This window comes from Marinicella sediminis (genome assembly GCF_002000055.1).
GTDB lineage: Bacteria > Pseudomonadota > Gammaproteobacteria > Xanthomonadales > Marinicellaceae > Marinicella > Marinicella sediminis.
Map to the genome: position 1 here is coordinate 160,699 of NZ_MVBD01000009.1, position 18,813 is coordinate 179,511.

General features: G+C 45.5%; 12 protein-coding genes. 7 read left to right on the forward strand and 5 right to left on the reverse strand.

Going from position 1 to position 18,813, the window contains the following annotated elements; all coding sequences use genetic code 11:
* Window positions 1-26: 26 nt before the first annotated feature.
* Entirely contained in the window at window positions 27-425 is a 399-nt protein-coding gene (locus B0475_RS13145) for a hypothetical protein (RefSeq protein ID WP_077412325.1), read from the reverse strand.
* Window positions 426-908: 483 nt separating this feature from the next.
* Between B0475_RS13145 and B0475_RS13150 the strand changes: the two genes are divergently transcribed.
* On the forward strand, window positions 909-1,103 hold the full coding sequence (locus B0475_RS13150; RefSeq protein WP_077412326.1) for a hypothetical protein: 195 nt from the start codon (window positions 909-911) through the stop codon (window positions 1,101-1,103).
* A gap of 507 nt (window positions 1,104-1,610) precedes the next feature.
* On the forward strand, window positions 1,611-5,252 hold the full coding sequence (locus B0475_RS13155; protein WP_077412327.1) for a hypothetical protein: 3,642 nt from the start codon (window positions 1,611-1,613) through the stop codon (window positions 5,250-5,252).
* A gap of 375 nt (window positions 5,253-5,627) precedes the next feature.
* On the opposite strand, the gene B0475_RS13160 is transcribed toward B0475_RS13155, so the two are convergent.
* Both B0475_RS13160 and B0475_RS13165 read right to left on the reverse strand, forming a co-directional pair.
* Window positions 5,628-6,683, reverse strand: coding sequence for a class I SAM-dependent methyltransferase (locus B0475_RS13160; protein WP_077412328.1), 1,056 nt, complete (start codon window positions 6,681-6,683; stop codon window positions 5,628-5,630).
* Window positions 6,684-7,025: 342 nt separating this feature from the next.
* Window positions 7,026-8,450: a DUF4932 domain-containing protein gene (locus B0475_RS13165; protein ID WP_077412329.1), complete on the reverse strand. Its 1,425-nt coding sequence runs from the start codon at window positions 8,448-8,450 to the stop codon at window positions 7,026-7,028.
* A 327-nt stretch (window positions 8,451-8,777) separates the two neighbouring features.
* Here B0475_RS13165 and B0475_RS13175 point away from each other — a divergent pair, with 327 nt between their 5' ends.
* The 5 genes from B0475_RS13175 (at window position 8,778) to B0475_RS13195 (ending at window position 14,713) form a co-directional block, all read left to right on the forward strand.
* Window positions 8,778-9,302 (forward strand): phospholipase D-like domain-containing protein, encoded by a 525-nt coding sequence (locus B0475_RS13175; RefSeq protein ID WP_269799125.1) that lies wholly within the window; start codon window positions 8,778-8,780, stop codon window positions 9,300-9,302.
* Window positions 9,303-9,525: 223 nt separating this feature from the next.
* Window positions 9,526-9,843 carry a hypothetical protein gene (locus B0475_RS13180; RefSeq protein WP_077412332.1) on the forward strand — a complete coding sequence of 106 codons (318 nt, stop codon included), beginning with the start codon at window positions 9,526-9,528 and terminating at the stop codon, window positions 9,841-9,843.
* A gap of 167 nt (window positions 9,844-10,010) precedes the next feature.
* A complete protein-coding gene (locus tag B0475_RS13185; RefSeq protein ID WP_077412333.1) occupies window positions 10,011-10,892 on the forward strand; it encodes a hypothetical protein in 882 nt (293 codons plus the stop codon).
* Window positions 10,893-10,922: 30 nt separating this feature from the next.
* On the forward strand, window positions 10,923-13,055 hold the full coding sequence (locus B0475_RS13190; protein ID WP_077412334.1) for a sulfatase: 2,133 nt from the start codon (window positions 10,923-10,925) through the stop codon (window positions 13,053-13,055).
* The gene (locus tag B0475_RS13195; RefSeq protein WP_077412335.1) at window positions 13,052-14,713 is read left to right on the forward strand and encodes a peptidylprolyl isomerase; all 1,662 of its coding nucleotides are present in this window, start codon (window positions 13,052-13,054) and stop codon (window positions 14,711-14,713) included. Before B0475_RS13190 ends, B0475_RS13195 begins: the two co-directional genes overlap by 4 nt.
* Before the next feature lie 6 nt (window positions 14,714-14,719).
* Here the strand turns inward: B0475_RS13195 and B0475_RS13200 are convergent, their stop codons facing one another.
* Both B0475_RS13200 and B0475_RS13205 read right to left on the reverse strand, forming a co-directional pair.
* Window positions 14,720-16,357: a peptidylprolyl isomerase gene (locus tag B0475_RS13200; RefSeq protein WP_198538274.1), complete on the reverse strand. Its 1,638-nt coding sequence runs from the start codon at window positions 16,355-16,357 to the stop codon at window positions 14,720-14,722.
* The gene (locus B0475_RS13205) at window positions 16,350-18,761 is read right to left on the reverse strand and encodes a C25 family cysteine peptidase (RefSeq protein WP_157892948.1); all 2,412 of its coding nucleotides are present in this window, start codon (window positions 18,759-18,761) and stop codon (window positions 16,350-16,352) included. Before B0475_RS13205 ends, B0475_RS13200 begins: the two co-directional genes overlap by 8 nt.
* Window positions 18,762-18,813 lie beyond the last annotated feature (52 nt).

The window sequence follows — 18,813 nt, forward strand, 5'->3', positions numbered from 1 at the left end:
ACTTTTCATGGATTTGTTGCTGCCGGTCAATCCGGGTCATCTGTGATGATGATGGTGGGATCCCATCTGGCTGTACAGGCACTTCCCATCGTGTTGGTGAAGTTGGCTTCAAAGAACACATCCTTGCCTTCTTTATCAATTACCTGAGCCACAAACGCCAGTTGATTCGGGTTGCCGTCATTCAGGAACTGAAGGTCGGTATCGGTGAAACCATGCAGCCCTTCTATGCTACATTGATCACCATCCTTGGCATATAAGGTCAGGGTATATTGCTGTCCCTGAATCAGGTTCAGCGTGGCGCCATCAACCCCTTCGCCCTGATAGGTAACATACCCTTCGCAGCGGGTGTAATAATCGTTGCTGTCATGTGGGACATTGGCAACGATGCCATCGAAATCAACAATCACATCAATATTGGTTGTCATTTAGCTTCCTCTTGGTTGGTTATGAAACAGCGCATCTGGGACGCGCACAAGTAACGAATGCTCAATTTGAAACCCGGGTTTTGTTACGGACTCAACACACACATTGTCAGGTTCATCATAAATGAACTGGGCGTAATGTCAAAACACAATGTCTTTTCAGCCGCCTTAATTCATGGCCACCATATTCACGAGGATTGTCGTTATCAGCCCTGGGGGCGTTAAGACCACTGTGGAGCATCTCATTTCAACAAGACTTCAATGAAAATCATTCAGATGACTGACACATTTTTTAACTTTCTCTTTTCATACTCTATTTGATTATATTTATGTCATCATTTTCACATGGTTGTCAGAGAAAAGTTGTCTTAAAATTTTGCATTTGCTGATGGTACTTTCCTGTTTGAGCAATTACCTGTTGGTCTGGCACCTGTACCACCCAACAGTCCGGTATGTTACGTAACCACCTTTGACGCTCAGGACCCAGTGCTGGACAGCTGTAATGTGCCCATCACTCCTGAAGAAGAACCCATTGAGTTGGATACCAATACCCCCAATTCACCACCGGTGACCTTTGGTGTGGAATTGTTAAGAATGGTACCAGTCAATGACCCAAGGTTTTTGGTGCTACTGCTGTTTGGTCTGCTAACCATGGCATTTTATCAAACCAGAAAACACTGACATCAGCGTCTTTTAATCTCATGACAGGGCCTTCTTTATGAAGGCCTTTTTAATTTGCACAAATTGATAATTTTGGTCATTGAATTAACTTATTCGTTCATTGCAGGTTTTTCATCGGCTTGATTATCGTGTGGTTTTCAGCGAATAAAGAAGTCCTGAATAAACCTCACTTCATTAAACCTTACCCATGATTTCCATTGTTATTTGTGCCATCAAGCAAATGCACATGCCCGTTGTAGGAATACATTGACAGGTTCATCAGAATATACCCATGTGTATTTGCAAATAAATAGTGAAATATAGTACATGGAAATAATCATTTAAAGTGTATTCATGATACGAAGTCAATGCTGAATGAAGGGGAATTCAACCACTCAGGGTTTCCTGTTACCCTTTTAAAACCCAATGATTGTTGTCCGTAATTCATGACAGCCTGATGAGTGGCAACAGATCCTCAGAACAGGAATTGTGTACGAGCAGGTTGTCTTAACCAATCTGGAGAATAACATGACAATCAATGTACTGATCATTATAGACGGTGTTTATCGATTTGATGAACCGGCTGCGACCAAAGATTTTACATACAAAACCCTGGTGGACACGCTGAACGCGGATCCCAATATGAATGTGGCCACGGCCCATCGTGAAAACCTTGATACCACAGCCACCCTGCATGCGGCCAATCCAGCCGATGCATTTAATCTGGCCACTCATGACCTGATGCAGTATGACGTCATCTGGCTGATTGGCTATCATGGCCGCAATTCAATACCGCCATCCGGTAACAGCAGTCCTGCAAGTATACCAGATGAGGAAATTGCTGCATTGACCCGCTTTATGGATGCCGGAGGTGGGGTGTTTGCCACTGGTGACCACGATTCCATTGGTTCTGTGATGTGTGGCCACATCCCACGGGTCCGGGCCATGCGTTGTTGGTTTGGTCCGAATGATTCGACCAGTCCAATGCCGGTTGGATTTCCCAGTAATTTTGATGTGATAGGACCGGGCAGGGCAGACACCGTACAAACCAACCCGCTGGGGGACTACACCATTGATGACGACGGTTCGGGTGCCTTCGTCTATTTTGAGAACCAATCTGATTCGGTGCCACAACCCATCGTGCCAGTGGCTCCAACACATCCCATATTACGCCATGATGGCAGTGACATCATCATCTATCCTGATCATATGCACGAAGGCAGAACCCTGGGGCTGGTGACCATCGATCAGGGCTATTCCCTGGACTATGATTACACCCAATCATTGAGTTTTGATGGTGAATCATTTACTGAGTTTCCTGAGGTGGCAGGTCATCGGGAGTTACCGGCAGTGATCGCAACCGGTCAATCCATTGCTCAGCAAAACAGGGATGCCGCCAGCGGCGACACATTTGAAGACATTGTCGGATCAGCGCTGGATCCTTTTGCTGCAGTGAAAACAGTCAATACCATGAGTACCTACGATGGCAGAAAGTCAGGTGTTGGTCGCGTGGTCACCGGCTCAACCTTCCACCATTACATTGACATCAATTTAACCGGTGACATCGATATGGTGGGCGCATTGCTGAATAAAACGGGACCTGACGCAGCTAAAAACCATGGTTTTAATGATGACATGGGCACTTTTAATCAAATCAAAGCTGTTTTTGTCAACATCACTAAATGGCTGGCCAAACCCAAACCAGCGATAGAAATTATCTTAGAGCGCAGCACGTTCAGCCAGGATGAAGTCACCGGCAACCCAGTGTTCAATGCTGCTGTGCTGGTTACCGTTCAGGGAGTCAAGCCCAATCAGTTTCCGGGTGGAGGCATCACTGCTGGTTTGACACCGGCACAATTGGTTTCAAGGGCTCCAGCATTTGCTGGATTAACCGGTGTTGATATCACGCCCATATCTGTGGATTCCGATGATCCCGGGTTTCCAGATCGTCTGCAACGCATCACCTTTACTTATCAGGTAACCATTGATGCAGGCACAGCCTTTTCTTTTGGTGGCAACCATCAGGACATGGAGGTCAATGCAAGTTTAAATACCCCGGCAGCCTCTGCTGTGCTGACCGACCGGGCCTGGATCCAATTAGTCAAATCAGCCAACCCCTTTATGTTGGACCTGGATGATCCGGATGCGAAAACCTGGCTCAGTTCAGACTTGCGCGTGTTCCGGTTGACTGAAGGTGATGACATTGCTGGAGAAACCCTGCAAATGGGGGCCTCACGCAGTGATGCCAATGCTTTTATTCAAAATCTGATCAACAACATTGGCATCAGTGAGTTTGAAAATGAACTGAAAGTCAAACAGTCAGAATCGGCATTGAGTGCTTTACCTGACACGACTGGGCCTAATCCGAAAAAAGTTTACAACTTTGCAGTTGCACGGGTTCGACTGAATGGCAATGCTGCTTCAGCAGATGATGTGCGGGTGTTTTTCCGGATTTTCAGGTCACAAACCACAGCGGCCCTGACTTTCAATCGCAACGGCAGTGGTGATCCCATTCAGGGCTATATGGACAATGGTGCCACTCCACCGTTGTCGGTGCCTGGTCAATCAGCGGACAGTCAATGGCTGTCCATTCCATTCTATGCGGCAACGCGAACCACACCTCAAAATGCAGACGCCCCGAATGAACAGACCATTCAACCCACTGGCTCGGAAGTGTCACAGTTTTTTGGCGCATTGATTGATAACAATTTAACTGATTTCAGCATGGAATCAGCCCCTGGAGCGGGCGACAGCGTACCCATATCAACCTTATTGATGAATGAACATCAGTGCCTGGTGGCTCAGGTTGAATATGCCGGTACCCCGATACCCAGTGGATCCAAACCATCGACTTCTGATAAATTGTCCCAACGCAACCTGATGGTCACAGAAGTGGCTAATCCAGGCATCGACGCCTCAAGAATGGGATTGAGTACCTTTGAGATTGAAGCCACGCCCCGGCCAATAACAGCGGAATTGCCAGCTGATGAACTGTTCATTGACTGGCAACACAAAGCCCCGGAAGGCACGGATGTAAAGATCTATATTCCCTCCTGGCAAGCAGATGCGGTGATCCAGCTGGCTGATCAGATGTATCATCGTCACGAGATTCGCAAAGTGGATGATCACACCATTGTGTTTCCAGCTGGTGGTACCAAATATGTTCCCATTCCACAACATTTTGGTCGTCAAAATGGCGTGATCTCGATCCATTTTCCATTGGGCATCAAAAAGGGGCAGCGCTATGATTTGGCCATCCAGCAAATTACCAACAATGGCCGTCGGGTCAAATTCCCTCGCCCCAAATCACAGGAGATCAGCCTCAAAGAAGCCGTGAAGTTATTGGCATCCATTGACATCAATGTGGATGATACTAAAACAACCAAAGGCAAGAAGGCCATACCTCGGGGAGTCTATGATCTGGGCAATAACCGCACGCTGATCACTGACTTGTCAGTTTTTGATGCCGTTGGTGACCATGCAGTATTGATTCAACAGCCTGACCCGAAAGAAATTGAGCGGGCCAGAAAAAAAATCAGCATTTGGCGTGAAGTGGTGGGTGCCTTTCAGGTGAGTATTCCAGTCAGCACGAAAGCCGACATGGTGCACAGGCACCTGCGGTTACTTTCCATGTTTCGCTGGCGTGCAGAGCACCTGAAGGCAGACAGCTATTGGCATGCAACATTCATGCGTTATCTGGAGTTGTTCACCAGAAAAGTAGCCGCATTGGGTGGCGACATCAATGCCATTCCAACCACTCCTGACGGTGTCATTACTGACCCCAAAGATGAAGGGGGAAACAAACCAGGTGATGACGGTCCTGGTAAAGGCGTTGATAACGGCACAAGTAATGGATCTGATGATGGATTCTTTGAGCCCAACGGTGATGACTGGCTGTCAGAAACCAATGGATTGCAACCTCCTGGCAAAAGCAAATCCCGGGCTTTTTCCGGCAAGGTCAGTGGTTTGATCTTTGATCATTTTGGTGATTTCGAAGGTTTTACCCTGGAAGCATACAATGGCCATCATTTACGCTTCTTCAGCCGTGAAGGGGCCATACGAAAACTGGCCAGAAAGGCTTGGCTGAAACGCTATGTGGTCACTGTCATAACGGTTTCTGCTGACAGCAAAGCCGTGCGTCGGTTGTTACAACGCGGGTATGCAGACTGAATCGGCAAGGTTATGATCCAATCGCAGTTGCATTCAATCTTATGAGCAGTGGCGATCTGATCATGGCACATTAAAGTCAGGGCCATCTAAATTCTTAAATGGCCCTGACATCATCTGTACAACAAAGCAATCAAAGGGCCAGAGGATTTTGGTGAACTTTTCTGAGGGCCGGAGCTGCTTTTGTTCGCTTGATGGATTGAACAAGCATTCCTACAACCTTGGACTTATTGTCAAATACCCCTCCCGTGATTCGGTCTTCCATATTTTTTTAATGTCTTTATTGGATAGGAAACGTTTGGAGCGGGGATTCAGAAGGAAACGGAATCAGATCACAGTGAAAAAGATGAGTAACAGGCATGCTGTTATGGACATCTTTCAGAAGGATCTGAATGAGGCCGTATATTCCGGTTTGCATGCGATCACAGTTAACCAGTCCATGCCTTTACCATGGCGACCCACTTTGATTTCAGAATCGTACACAACATCTAAACCAATAGAACTCAGCATTTGACTGATCGCAGAGACAGAAAAAGACCACAAATGAACCGGGTCGGGAGTTACATCACCAATCAGGTTAAACTTTTGTTCCAGTGGCGTGGCGATGACCATCAGCTTAAAGGGGTGTTCGTTGATTTGTTTTAACAGGGAAAATGGGTCACTCAAATGTTCGCAAAATTCAAACATGCTGATGATGTCGAAATGAGCCTCATTGCTGTGGTGTAAATTCAACTGGTCCAGCACATTTTGCTGATAGAAACTGCGACCTTTACACCGGTTGTTGTTGGCAATTTGTATTTTACTTTCCTGCAGATCACAACCCACAACCTGCCAATGATTGCCAGTATGGCGCCCTGGATGAACCGCATTGGCAATCAAGCCATTGCCGCAACCAATGTCCAGCCATTTCCTGTTACATCGCAGGTTCATTGAATCCAGCATGGACATGTGAGATTCGATCACACTGATGGCGTGACTTTTTCTGATGCAATGATCATAGTTTCTTTTGAATTTTAATTGTGTGTGATCGCGAAATCGATTGAAGGCATTTTTGTTTCCAGCAACACGACCTGCAATCACCGCATTTTGTTTGGCATAAAAGCGGCTGTACTCTTCATCAGAATAGCGGATATGTGGCTTGATTTGGTGAGGTGCAATCATCCCATCTTCAATTAATTTCCGGGTCAGGTTTACTTCACCGTTGTCCCAGTGTTCAACATACTCAAGTCGTTGGCTGATGATACCAAACAATCGCAACAACTCATCATCTGATTGGTTTTGTTTGGCTGCATCGATCACATCCTGCAGATAGGAATTGAGAAACAAGTCGTCATTGATCAGTTGGTTCAATTCCTGTCTGAGCGATTCGCTTTCACTGGTAGCAGGGCTTTTCAGTTTCTTGATCAAGGATTTGATGTGCGTGTTTGATGGCATAAGCTGAGCGTTTTGATGACCTGCTGATCATATCTGACCTGTGATTAAATAACAATCCACCGGCACAAAGAAAGAAGCGGTAACCGGATGCCTGGTTGACCATTTTCTCAATACCAGCACCATGAAAAGAATGAGAATCCAAATTTTAAGAGTCTCGAATTTTCAAGCTATACCATATCCCTGTATTTCTACACTTCTCTGCAAAATTAACCAGTTAATCACTCAAACTGGGTTTGCTGGAAGTCGCTGTCCTGGCATTTAGTTGGCATTGGGTGAATGGCTGATGCCATTTCAGTCAGAGAATTGGCCGGCCTGAATTACCAGGACGGCCAAAGCTGATTTTTAATGACTACTGGAAGGTGATGATGTGGTTTTGAAATTCAATTCGTGCTCAACCAAACCAAACCCAGTAAGCGACTTAAACCCGAGGCCAGTGAGGACCAGTTGATAGTCTTTGTCTGGAACTAAGCTGATTTCAATGGTCACCGATTTGCGGTCATCTGCAAAACTGACCTGATCGATTGCTGGATAGGCTTCCCGGCCTTTTTTGCCAAAATGGAATGAATAAGATCCCCTCATGACTCTGTCAAAGGTGAATGTGATCCGGGAGATGTCTGGATCAACATCAGTGGATTGGTTGATGTCCGGTGTCACAGAGACCACTCTGGGTTTTTGGTCGGCCACTGTATTGACGAGCTTATCAATGTTCATTGTCGTATGCCGGAAAAAACCGACGATTTCAGGCATGAATGATTCAAGGGTTGGAAACTGTTTCCGGTTTTTGCTGTAGCGTTCCAGTTCATTGACCAGTTCTGCTGTCCACACAAAGCCTGAATCAAGTTGCTCAGCCAATTCCCTCTCGATTTCCTCTGTTGTGGCATCATGGTCGTTCAGGTATTTAATCACAGCGGCACGAACCAGAGCTTCGGAGAACATGGTCTGCCATTTGGTGTAGGCCTGTCTGCTCATTTGTGGTTCCAGCTTGTTGAATAAAAGCCGTCCATTGTCGGATAAATCTTTGGCATATCCTGCGACCAAATGGTTGATGAAGGAGTGGTTTATTTCGTGCAGGATGGTGGAAAAGTAATCTTTCTTTTCATAGATCGGCAAACCAGATTTGTCCATGGTCCAGGCGCCGATGATGCCATAAATAATGGTGGTACCATCAGCCAGTTGAACATTTGGTCCATAGTTATGACCGCCATTACCTACGGCATTCACCAGACGGTAAGCTCCTTTGGGCTGTTGGCCGTAAAATGATTGATACCAATTGAGGTTTAAATCATCATAAGAATGGCGGAACCGTTGAGCAACTTTTTGATACATCGCTGCCTGTTCAGTAAAAAACTGTTCACTGTTGGAGTCTCTGTAAAACTCATTCAACAGCTTGAGGAACGTCTTTGTGGTTGTTTTTTTCCAGCCTTCTGGTGTCCCTTGATTCGCCAGATTCAATAGTTGCATGTTGGGTGGTGGACTGATGCTGATGGCCATGTTCATGATGCGGTCATAACCCAGGCTGTCTTCATCCCGGACCTTTTTGATGAAGTTGATCAGTGGGTGGTTTTTATGCGGGTCATAATGCTCTTCAATGTGGTCAACATATTGAACAAAGTCTTTCGAGCTATATTCGTGACTCTCGGCTAACCTGAAGACGATGCTGAGCAGTTCCACCCGCAAATCAACTTTGGGATCCTCCAGAATATTTTGTTCGCCGGCAAAGGCGTTGAATGAGGTGGTCAAAAAGAGTAAAGCCGTTATGATTTTCATGATGAGTTCCTTTAGCTGTTAAGGGGAAAATGATTGGTCGAGCCTTGGCAGATATACATGTTTGTCTAATGATCATAGATGACTTATCGACCACCGAAAAGCACAAAGGTTCTTGTGGCTTACAAATTGGAAGCTCAACACACAGCCCGTTTAATGACAGGAAACCCTTCGATAAAGAGCGACGGAACATAGCTGGAAAGGCCGTGCGGGCACTTTCCATAGTGGTATGGCGTGAGAATTGTAGACGCTTTCAATCTGAAAATATCATCATAAACATGGTGCGATAATTGGGAGATAGGTCATACCCATGGATATTTTTTTAATCAAATCAGAACACATTTACACCATAAAGTTAAGACCAGTAAAAATCGGATATGGTTAGCCAGTGCTTATTTTGTGCCTTCTTTAAAATTACGCCGATTATTAATACACGCTGCCAAACGAGGTGTTGATATAAAACTGATGGTGCCAGGGAAAAGGACGGACAGCATGATGTCTCGATACATTGGTCAAGGATACTACAAAAAATTTCTTAAAAACAATATTAAAATTTATGAATACCAAAACCATTTTATACACAGTAAGGTAATTATAGTAGATGATTGGGTTACCATAGGCTCGTCCAATTTTGATCTGTGGAGTGCCAAGTGGAATTTAGAAGCAAACCAAGAAATTAAAGACCCAATATTTACACAGAAAATCCCTTTGATGTATGAAAGTGATATATTGAGCTGCAATGAGATCACACAAAATATGTGGCAAAAGCGGACTTTTACTTTGAAATTAAAAATCTATATTTGGAAATATATAGGTAAATTCATAACTATAACAGGCTTGAATGGTCGAGAATAAAAATATTCTTATATTATTAAAAAACCCATATTTGGGGGGGGCTTACGCAGAACCCTTTAAAACCATGATTTTGGAATACTGAAAGAAATTAAGCTGTGGCCATTGTCTGAAGTGACTGTATGATATTTCTTAGGGAGTGCCTGATGTGATGAACGCCCCCAGTGACGGTATCTAAGTACCAGGCTTGTAAAATTACAAGGACAACTAACCGGAGACATTCATCATGAAACATTGTAAATTATTATCCATCGACTTGGCAAAAACAGTCTTCCAACTGTGTGGCTTAGATCACAACCATCATGTCATCTTCAATAAGAAGGTCACACGATCCCAACTGATTAAACCAATTCTGGACATTAAGCCTGATGCCATCGTCATGGAATCGTGTTATTCAGCCAATCATTGGGGCAGACAGTTCCAGTCTATGGGCTTTGAAGTCAGGCTGATTCCGCCACAACACGTCAAACCCTTCGTCAAAGCCAACAAAAATGACCGGCATGATGCCCTGGCCATTGAGACAGAGATTTGTAGAAATTCATAAGATTATTTGAGTGTTTTGTTGTAAGATATATATCGATAGAATTCAACAGCATTCAGGTCAGTCAAACCTGAATGGTTCATGGTGAGAAGTTGCCACAATGATCAGTGGTAACCATCACGAGTTTGGTTGAATTGTTAGCTTAATTAAAGTCAGAGAAGGGGAAGTTTATGTCCATCAGAACACAACAGGTATTTTTGATGACCGCATTGGTCTTTGGGTCGCATGCAGCACAGGCCCAGGTAAACCTCACCGAGGCAGAACAATCGGTTGTTGATCATTATAAAAACATGCAAAGCATGGGTTCTGAAGAACGTAAAACCTACCGTGAACAACTGTTTTCCGGTATGAGCCGATCGGAACAAAAAAGTTTTCAAGAAGCCTTTAAATCCATTCGCTCCCGCTTACCTGAATTGTTGGGCATTGAAGACACCGCCACTGAAACCAATAAAAACCAGGCCTCTGCAAACTCAGGGCAATCCGTTCGGGTTCCTGGTTCTGGCATTCAGTACGACTCGGGTAATACCACCGGAACCGCAGGTGTGGCCAGCCAAATGGTTGGAAACCGCTATGATACCGCCATTAACACGATGGGTACCGCTTGTTGTTCACCGGTCGAAACTTCTGGCACCATCACCATGGCCACCTTTGAAATGGTTAATACTTTCTTCGGATCGGCGGTATTCAGTGTTTATTCTAATGTGGTGGGTACAGGTGCTGTACAAGTGACTTCGATGGCATACCCAGGACTGATGACTGGATTAAACACCATCACCCTTGGTGGCGGCGGCACAGCCAACGCCTATGCCAACGGCTCATTCCTGGCTGGTATTTGGCAGTTTGACCCAACCATGACTGCGATTGGTGTCGATACCGGTACCACCGGCGGACAAGGCCATCACGGTATCAGCCTGAATGATGGCGCCATGGGCACCATGCTGACCAATTTAAACAGCCTGAACGCCGTTATGCGCCTGCAGGGGAATCTGGTCACCGCTTCAGTTCCTGTTGAGCTGATCGACTTCACCATTGAAGAAGACCAGGATCAGTAACACTTTATCAATCATTCAAGAACATCATTTATGAAAACCAAATGGTTTATGAATTTGGTGTTTTTGGCTGCCTTTTTGATCATCACCGGGTGTGATGAACGCAGTCCGGAACCCACCTTCAATGTACTGATTGTGACCTTTGACACCACCCGGGCTGATCACATCGGTACTTATGGCAAGTCAGATGCCCTGACCCCCAACCTTGATGAATTGGCTTCAGATGGGGTGGTTTATGAGCGTGCCGTGACCCACATCCCGATCACCTTGCCATCTCACAGCAGTATGTTCACGGGGAAGGTGCCATTCACCCATGGAGTCAGGGACAACGGACTGTTTTCTCTGGGACCGGAACAATTGACCTTGGCCGAAATCCTGAAAAACACTGGCTATGAAACCGGGGCAGCCATTGGTTCATTTCCCCTCACGTCTCAATTTGGCATTGATCAGGGTTTTGATTACTACAACGAACACATCACTCAGAAGTATGAAGATGTGCATGGTGAGCGCACCATACCTAAACATCAGTTGTTTTTTGATGAGCGACCTGCCGGCGCAGTCAATGAAGCAATCATGCCGTGGATCAGGTACCACCACAACAAACCTTTCTTCGCCTGGCTGCACTATTTTGACCCCCACCATCCACATGAACCACCTGCACCCTATGATCAGTCATTCATCCATGATCTGTATTCCGGAGAAATTGCCTATTCGGATGAAGCGTTTGGGATGTTGATTGACCAGTTGAAACAATTGGGGGTCTATGACAACACACTCATTGTATTCACCTCTGATCATGGAGAAGGTAATGGAGAGCACAATGAAGCAACCCATTCATTGTTGATTTACAACGCCACCCAACATGTTCCGCTGATCATCAAGTACCCGAATCAGGAACATGCCGGAACCCGAATCAAGCAATGGGTTGGCTTGGTGGATATTTTCCCCACAGTGCTGGATGTGCTAGGTCTTGAGGTACCTGAAGACATTCAAGGACAGGTGTTGGCACGTGCAGATCAGCCCGTTGATACCAACGCGGAGATATACCTGGAAACCCTCTCACCAAGGTTTTCCCGTGGTTGGGGTGAACAGCGGGGCATCATCAAAAACGAACACAAATACATCCATGGCCCCCGCCAGGAACTCTATAACCTGATTGATGACCCCCGGGAATTGAACAACATCATCGATCAGCATCAAGCGCTGGCCAATAACCTCAAGTCCGATTTGCAGGATTATTTGGATGAGTATCAAATCACTGGGATGAATGCCTCCATCAATGTGGACAGCCAAACCTTGAATACCCTCAGAGGTTTGGGATACGTTCAATCCAGTGGTGATATGGTTGATGTCATAGAAGAAAAACTGAGTGAAGCGGGTGATCCTCCACAAGATCATGTGGGCACCATCAGTATTTATTCTCACGCCAAAAATTTATTATTCCAGGGCGAATACATTGAAGCCAACCGCTATTTACAATCTTTGTTGAATCTTGAGCCGGATAATCTGGCGTATTTGGAATTGAAAATTCAAGCAGACATTCAATTGGGTGCTTTGGAGTCGGCAAAAAATCACCTTAAATCTTTGCCCAATGACCTGCATGGCACCTTATCACCAGCTAAGCGCTTAAGCCTTTTGGGGCGCATCGCGTTGGCTCAAGGAGACCACAATTCCGCACAAAGACTTCTGGCTGATGCTGAAAACCTCGAACCCAGCATCAGTGGTCAATTACAGTTGGCCACAATTGCTGAGCAGAACAACCAATCGGAGCTGGCCCAAAAACACCTTGAACGGGCTTTAAGCCTCGAAGAAAACAATGTAGAAGTGCTCAACACTCTGGCGATAAACCATTCAAAAAGAGGTGATTGGCTGGCAGCTGAACAATACTTCTCACAGGCCATTGAGCATCATCCTTACCATCAGTTAACTCATTACAATTACGGTGTTTTCTTATATGAAGTGGCCGATTATGAGTCTGCATTGAAAGCCTTTGAGCAAGCGATCCGTTTACAAGACAACTACCCCAAGGCCTTATTTGCCATCATCGAAACCCATATGGCCCTGGGACAACCTGCCAAAGCCCATCATTGGTATGACCATTTTGAAATGGTGAATCCGAACCACACCTTGTTTGCCAAAGCGCAAAACCTGTTGGAAACTAAATGAAACAAATCATAATAATCTCCATGCTGTTTTTACTGAGTGCTTGTGGAACACATGATCAAAAACGTCTGTCTGATGATGTCGTGTTGGCCAGTTCTCAAGAGCTGTCTGTGACATTGGCTGAATTACGTGAGCACATCACCGATTTACCTGTTCATCTGCGATGGAACAGCGAACTGGATCCCCAGCAATGGTATGCTGATCAAATCAATTTGATCATGATTCAAAAGTTACTGCTCACAGAAGCGAAGTTGATCGGATATGAGCAAGATCCGAAATACCTCAACAAAGTCAGAAACCTGGAGCGTATGGTTTATTCAAGCCAATATTTGAATGAATTTCAGCCACCACAAAAACCCAGTGAAGCGGAATTGAAAAATCATTATGAGGAACATTTGGATGAATTTGTGTTTCCCGAGTCCCGGCGGGTTTTTCACATATTTCAATCCCATAAAGAGGGTGTGGAAACCACCAAACAACGCATGCAGTCATTGCGCAATCGACTGATAAAAGGGGAGAACATTCAGTTATTGGCCCCGGAATATTCTGAATCAGAATCAAGACACAAAAAGGGATTGATTGGTTTGATCAAACAAGGGGATTTGTCTGCTGATTTTGATCGGGTGGTGTTCAAACTCAACATCAACCAACCCAGCGAACTCATCAGAACTGCTGATGGGTACCACATTTTTGTGGTTTCAGAAGTGTTGCCTGCACAGTCTTACTCTTTTGAGTCCGTGCAGGGAATGATCTTGCAGCGACTACAGGTTCAGCACACTTTGGCATTTATCCAGGAAAAGGCCGAATTACTGGAACCACCTGAACCATTTATGGTGCCTGATATGGATCAACTGCAGCAATTGATGCGTCAGGGCAATCCGCAAGCACCTTTGATTCAAGTGGGCAACTATTCAAAGCCCATGGCACAGTTCATGTTTGAGATGAGGGAAATGCAGGCTAAGATGGGCGCAGTACGCGACCCCCAAATGGGGCTGAAAATGCTGACAGAGACTGCTTATCGTGAGTGGATTTACCAACACATGCAAGCTGAACAAGCCACACCTGCACATCCTGATCGATTGGCCAAGGCCAAAGAGGACCTACTGATTGATGAATACAGGCCCGTAAAGTTACGGGCATACGTGAATCAAAATCCTCAATTATTGAATGACTACTTTGCGGGAAATGAGATGCGATTTTCAACACCCGTGATGGTTCAGTTGAAACGTTTGCAAATTCCCATCGAAGAGGGGATTAATTTGATGCCTGATCTAGAACAGTTGATCAGTCGACTGGATCTGGGTGAAGTTAAATTGGAAGAGGTGGCTGAGCAATACCAAGGCCAGGTTCAGCCCTTACCTCTGATGAATGCACAAAACCTGAAACGGATTGACCCAAGGATGCTCAGATTTGCTTTTTTGCTGAACCCTCAGGAACATACACCACCGTACCGTACAGAGAACCATTACATTATCCTCAAACTCATTGAAAGGAAAGAAGCCAAAGTTCAGCCTTTGGCCACGATCAGAGATCAGGTGATGAATCAATTCATTCGCTCTCATTCAGCTGATTTGTTTTCTCAGCTCAAAGAACAACTGCTCTCTGAAGTCAAAATCCATCGTACGCTGTTGAGTGATGTACACCTGTCACTGCAACAGTGAACGACATCAATCCAGATAATAGGTGATGTCTTGTGCTTGCAGCAATTTGGTGGTGATCGCCGTTTTCAGTTGAGATTTTTGATTCGCCAACAGTTCTTTGCGGATGATGCCTTGAGCTTCTGAAAACGTCATCAAACGATTAGCCTGAACATCATCCAATCGCAGGATCCACACATAACCTTGTTCAGTCTCAACCAAACCACTGTATTGGCCAGCATCAATTCTGAGCAGTGCCCGCATCAAATCAATCCCCAAAACCTGTCCCAGACGGTTTTTGCCTATGGTGCCAATCAGACCATCTGGATAACGATCTGCAAATGCCGAATATTGATTGGCTGTGGTGGCAAAATCCACAGAGCCATGATTGATTTCATGCAGTAATTCAGCCGCTTTTTGATGCGCCAGAATTCGATTGCCATTAATAGCTATGGCCAAACCAGAAACGGTGTATTGAGCTGGTAAGACATATGAATCAGGGTGGTTTTGAAACTGATCTTCGATGTCTTTAAGATGGGGTTCCGATAATTCCTTTGCGATCAATTGCCGGAGAATGTGTTCGGCCGAGCGTTGTGTCACCAAGGACTCACCTGCCAAAACCCATGAACTGCGGATATCAACACCGGTGGCATCAAACATGGCTCGCTTGATGGCGTAGGCTTCAATGCGCTGTCGATGTGACTGTTCGAATTCAGATTTCCAGGGTTTTTGTCGAAGATTCTGTCCCAACAACCAACCCAATTCCCTGGTATTGAGTCTCCATTGATTGGTGATCACTTGCGCTTCTGAATCGATCAGTTTCTCACCAGTTTTTGGCCATTTTATGTTCAGCTTCAATGCCGTCAGAAAATTGTTTTGCAGGAACTGCCATTGGGCATTGAATGCCTTGTTTTTGACCTGTTGGGTGGCACGTTTCATCAGTTTTTGATCACTTAATACCGAAGCTGATATGTGTCTTTCACAATAAAACAACATCACCCCATGACTGCTTTGAATGACTTCACTCATCTGATTGGGCTGCAGTTGCATCACCAATTCATCCAACTCAGCAGCCAGTAAGCCTGGAGGCACGTTACCGATCAATCCTTTTTGTAAGCGTGACTGTGAATCAGAATAATTGGTGGCGGCTGTTTTGAATCCATCGAGGTCATTTATCTGAGTTCGCAGGTCTGTCATCCAGTCCAACAATTCACGTTTGTGTTTCGGGTCAGCATTTGGTGGATAACGTTTGAAAATTTGATACAAACGCAGTTTGGGCGGTCGTTTTGGACGGTTTTTTAATTCGTTAAAGCGTGCATTGATGGTAAGCGGATCTGGTTCAAGGACTTGTATCACCAATTGTTTATGGTGTTCAAACGCTTTCTGGTACAAAAACTCTTGGGCCTGAAAACGGATCTTATCTGCGTTGTCAGTTGAAAGGTGTTGATTGTGCTGTAATAAAACTTGTTCCAGAAAATACCCGTTGATGTAGCTTTTTATGTTCGCTGATCCGTTGAGGTTTCTTAATTTTGACCAGTGAGCAAAAGACTCAGCACTCAGCATGATGCTGCTATCATGGTTTTGGGCAATGAGTTTTGACGGCGGTTGCCGTTGGGTACAAGCAACTAACACCAAAGTGAATATGATTGTCAGATACAGTTTATTCATAGAAGTTAATATATCCATAAAAGTTCAGTTCAAGCTTCTGGTCATTGGCATAAACCCGAACCGTGGCTGTGTTGTTGATCAACGTCAATTGCAGCTGATTGGTTGTGGATTTGAAATGTTGTTCGGTTAAGAGTTGCCCAAGCGCATCGAATTGTCTGACATGTATTTCGCCGCTGAACTGTTCATTGGGAATCGTTATGGCCAGTTCCTTGCTTTTCAAACTAAACTGAATCGTTTCATCCGGTGTGTTGAGCTTCAGGGATGGGTCACCAAGTACCACATAGGTATCGACAAAATGATTTCTGAGACCATTTGTTCTGGCCAGGTTCAGTGCTTCACCAATGGATTGTTTTTGCAAGAGGGCATTGATTAAATCCTGACTGAATTTAATGGGCGGATAGTTGCGTGCGGATGAACCAATGATCGCCACTGAGCCATGATTGGGTTTTAACAACAACAACTCCGAAAATGAACTTGAATTGGGGTGGTCAAATGGGGCAGACGAGCAGGTCATGCTGAGTACCACTGGCCATTTATCATTATTCAACTGTTGAATGTGTGAGCGGTCAAACAGGACCGGTAATCGGGTTTCCGGGTGTTTCCCGATTTCCCACATATAACGACCACCATGTCCATAAAAATGTACCAGGCCGAAACCGTCATTGATGGCATCAACAATGCTTTGGGCGCCATCCAACACATGCTTGTTCTCATCCAAGGTTCGTGAGATTTCGGTTTTTTCCAGGTTCAATCCAGAAATGATTCGGAGGTTCCTTTTCTGGTATAAATCTTCTGCTGGGGTGAGCATATTGAACCGGCTGTTCCACGCCCCGGGCTGACTGTCTTTGTGGTGATGTATTGTCTTGTGGATGATCGCATCAAGTTCATCCAAAGTATTGACTGGAAATCGACCAACTGCTACCGGGCTGGTTGAATGATCATCGATCAAGGTATAAGGGGTGTCGCTGGCGGCAGGGCCATGGTCGGTGAATACCTGAAAGGTAGGCACCAGGTTGTTGTGGGCATGGGCAGGTATTTGGGGTAAATAGCTCAGGGCATCCTGATGGGTGAACCAATTGCTGTCACCAACCAGTAATGTGAACTGCAGCTCCTTTGAACTGTTTTGTGCGACAAATTGTATGGCCCTTTTGATGGCTTGTGCACCAAGGTGTCCATGATCAAACCGATCATACACAGCCAATGAATCCCAGACCAGTACAGATTTCCCCTGACGCTCGTGCCATTGAATCAGTGGGGCCAGATTGGTCATAAAGGCAGGGTGACTGATGATGAGGTAGTCTGCCTGGATGTTGAGCGTTGATGGCTCAGCGGTTGGTCTGACCAGCTGTACCTCACGGATATCTTTGGTAGGCACATACACCACACTGCCATCTGACTGTAATTCATTGGGTGCCGATAACACCATGGGTTGACGGCCGGCCTGGATTGTTGTGCGGTGCTGGTTTGACCAATAGATGTGGCCTGTGCTTCGGGGTTGAACCTCAATGGCGCCATCACCAACGACCTTCAATTGACGGTAATTAGTTAACACAACTGAATGCTGATGTTCCAACTCAATCCAATCCAGATACATCAGATCGATCACCGCTTGTCCACCCAATGTTCGGGGTGTGACAGAAAGTGAGAGTTCATTGTCTGAGTCGGTGAAACGCGAGGCATCAACTGTAAATTCAGCCAGGTGATGTACTTGCCCGTTCCACTTGGCCAATCCCAGTGTTTCACCGTTGAGATCCACAGTCAGTACATGGTCAAATTCAACTTCGGTCTTGGACTGTGTTGTGTTCCAGCCACGTAATTTAATGCGTATAGTGACTTGATGTGGTTTGGAACTGATTGATTGAAGAGCCAAAGGAATCCTGATTGGGGCTTGGGCGGCTGAACTCAACTTGTACCAATACCAGCTGGTCGTTGAATGTTCAGCATCATTGGACGACAAAGGTGCTCTGACAAGGTTCTCTTCCAGGTGTTGTTTGAACAACAGGGGTGAATATTCACCTGAATTGAGTGGCGGATCAACCGATGAGGAATGGCCAATCTGGCCCGATTCGCCCAGAATAAGTCGATACACATTGATGATGGATACCGGATCAAACCATTCATTTTGACCGCGTTTGTGTTCACCGATAAATTCAATGCTTTCACCAGGTTCCCAAATACCGTCTCCATCGTCATTGATCCAAATAGTTTGTGGTTCACCTTGGGCGGTTAAATTGATTTGATCAAAACGAGGGGCTTGTTCCAAAGCTGTAATTTGATGATGATTGATCCGATAAACCCCATCGGCATTGACATACACGTTTAAACTGGAAACAGATGTAGCGGTCGACTCAGCAGCCGGTGCCGATAGGCCAAAGAGTAATCCAAAAATTGTGGTTAAGCGCACTGTGGGCATAAGAAAAAAAGGGGTAATCAAATTACCCCTTCAGATCAATTCT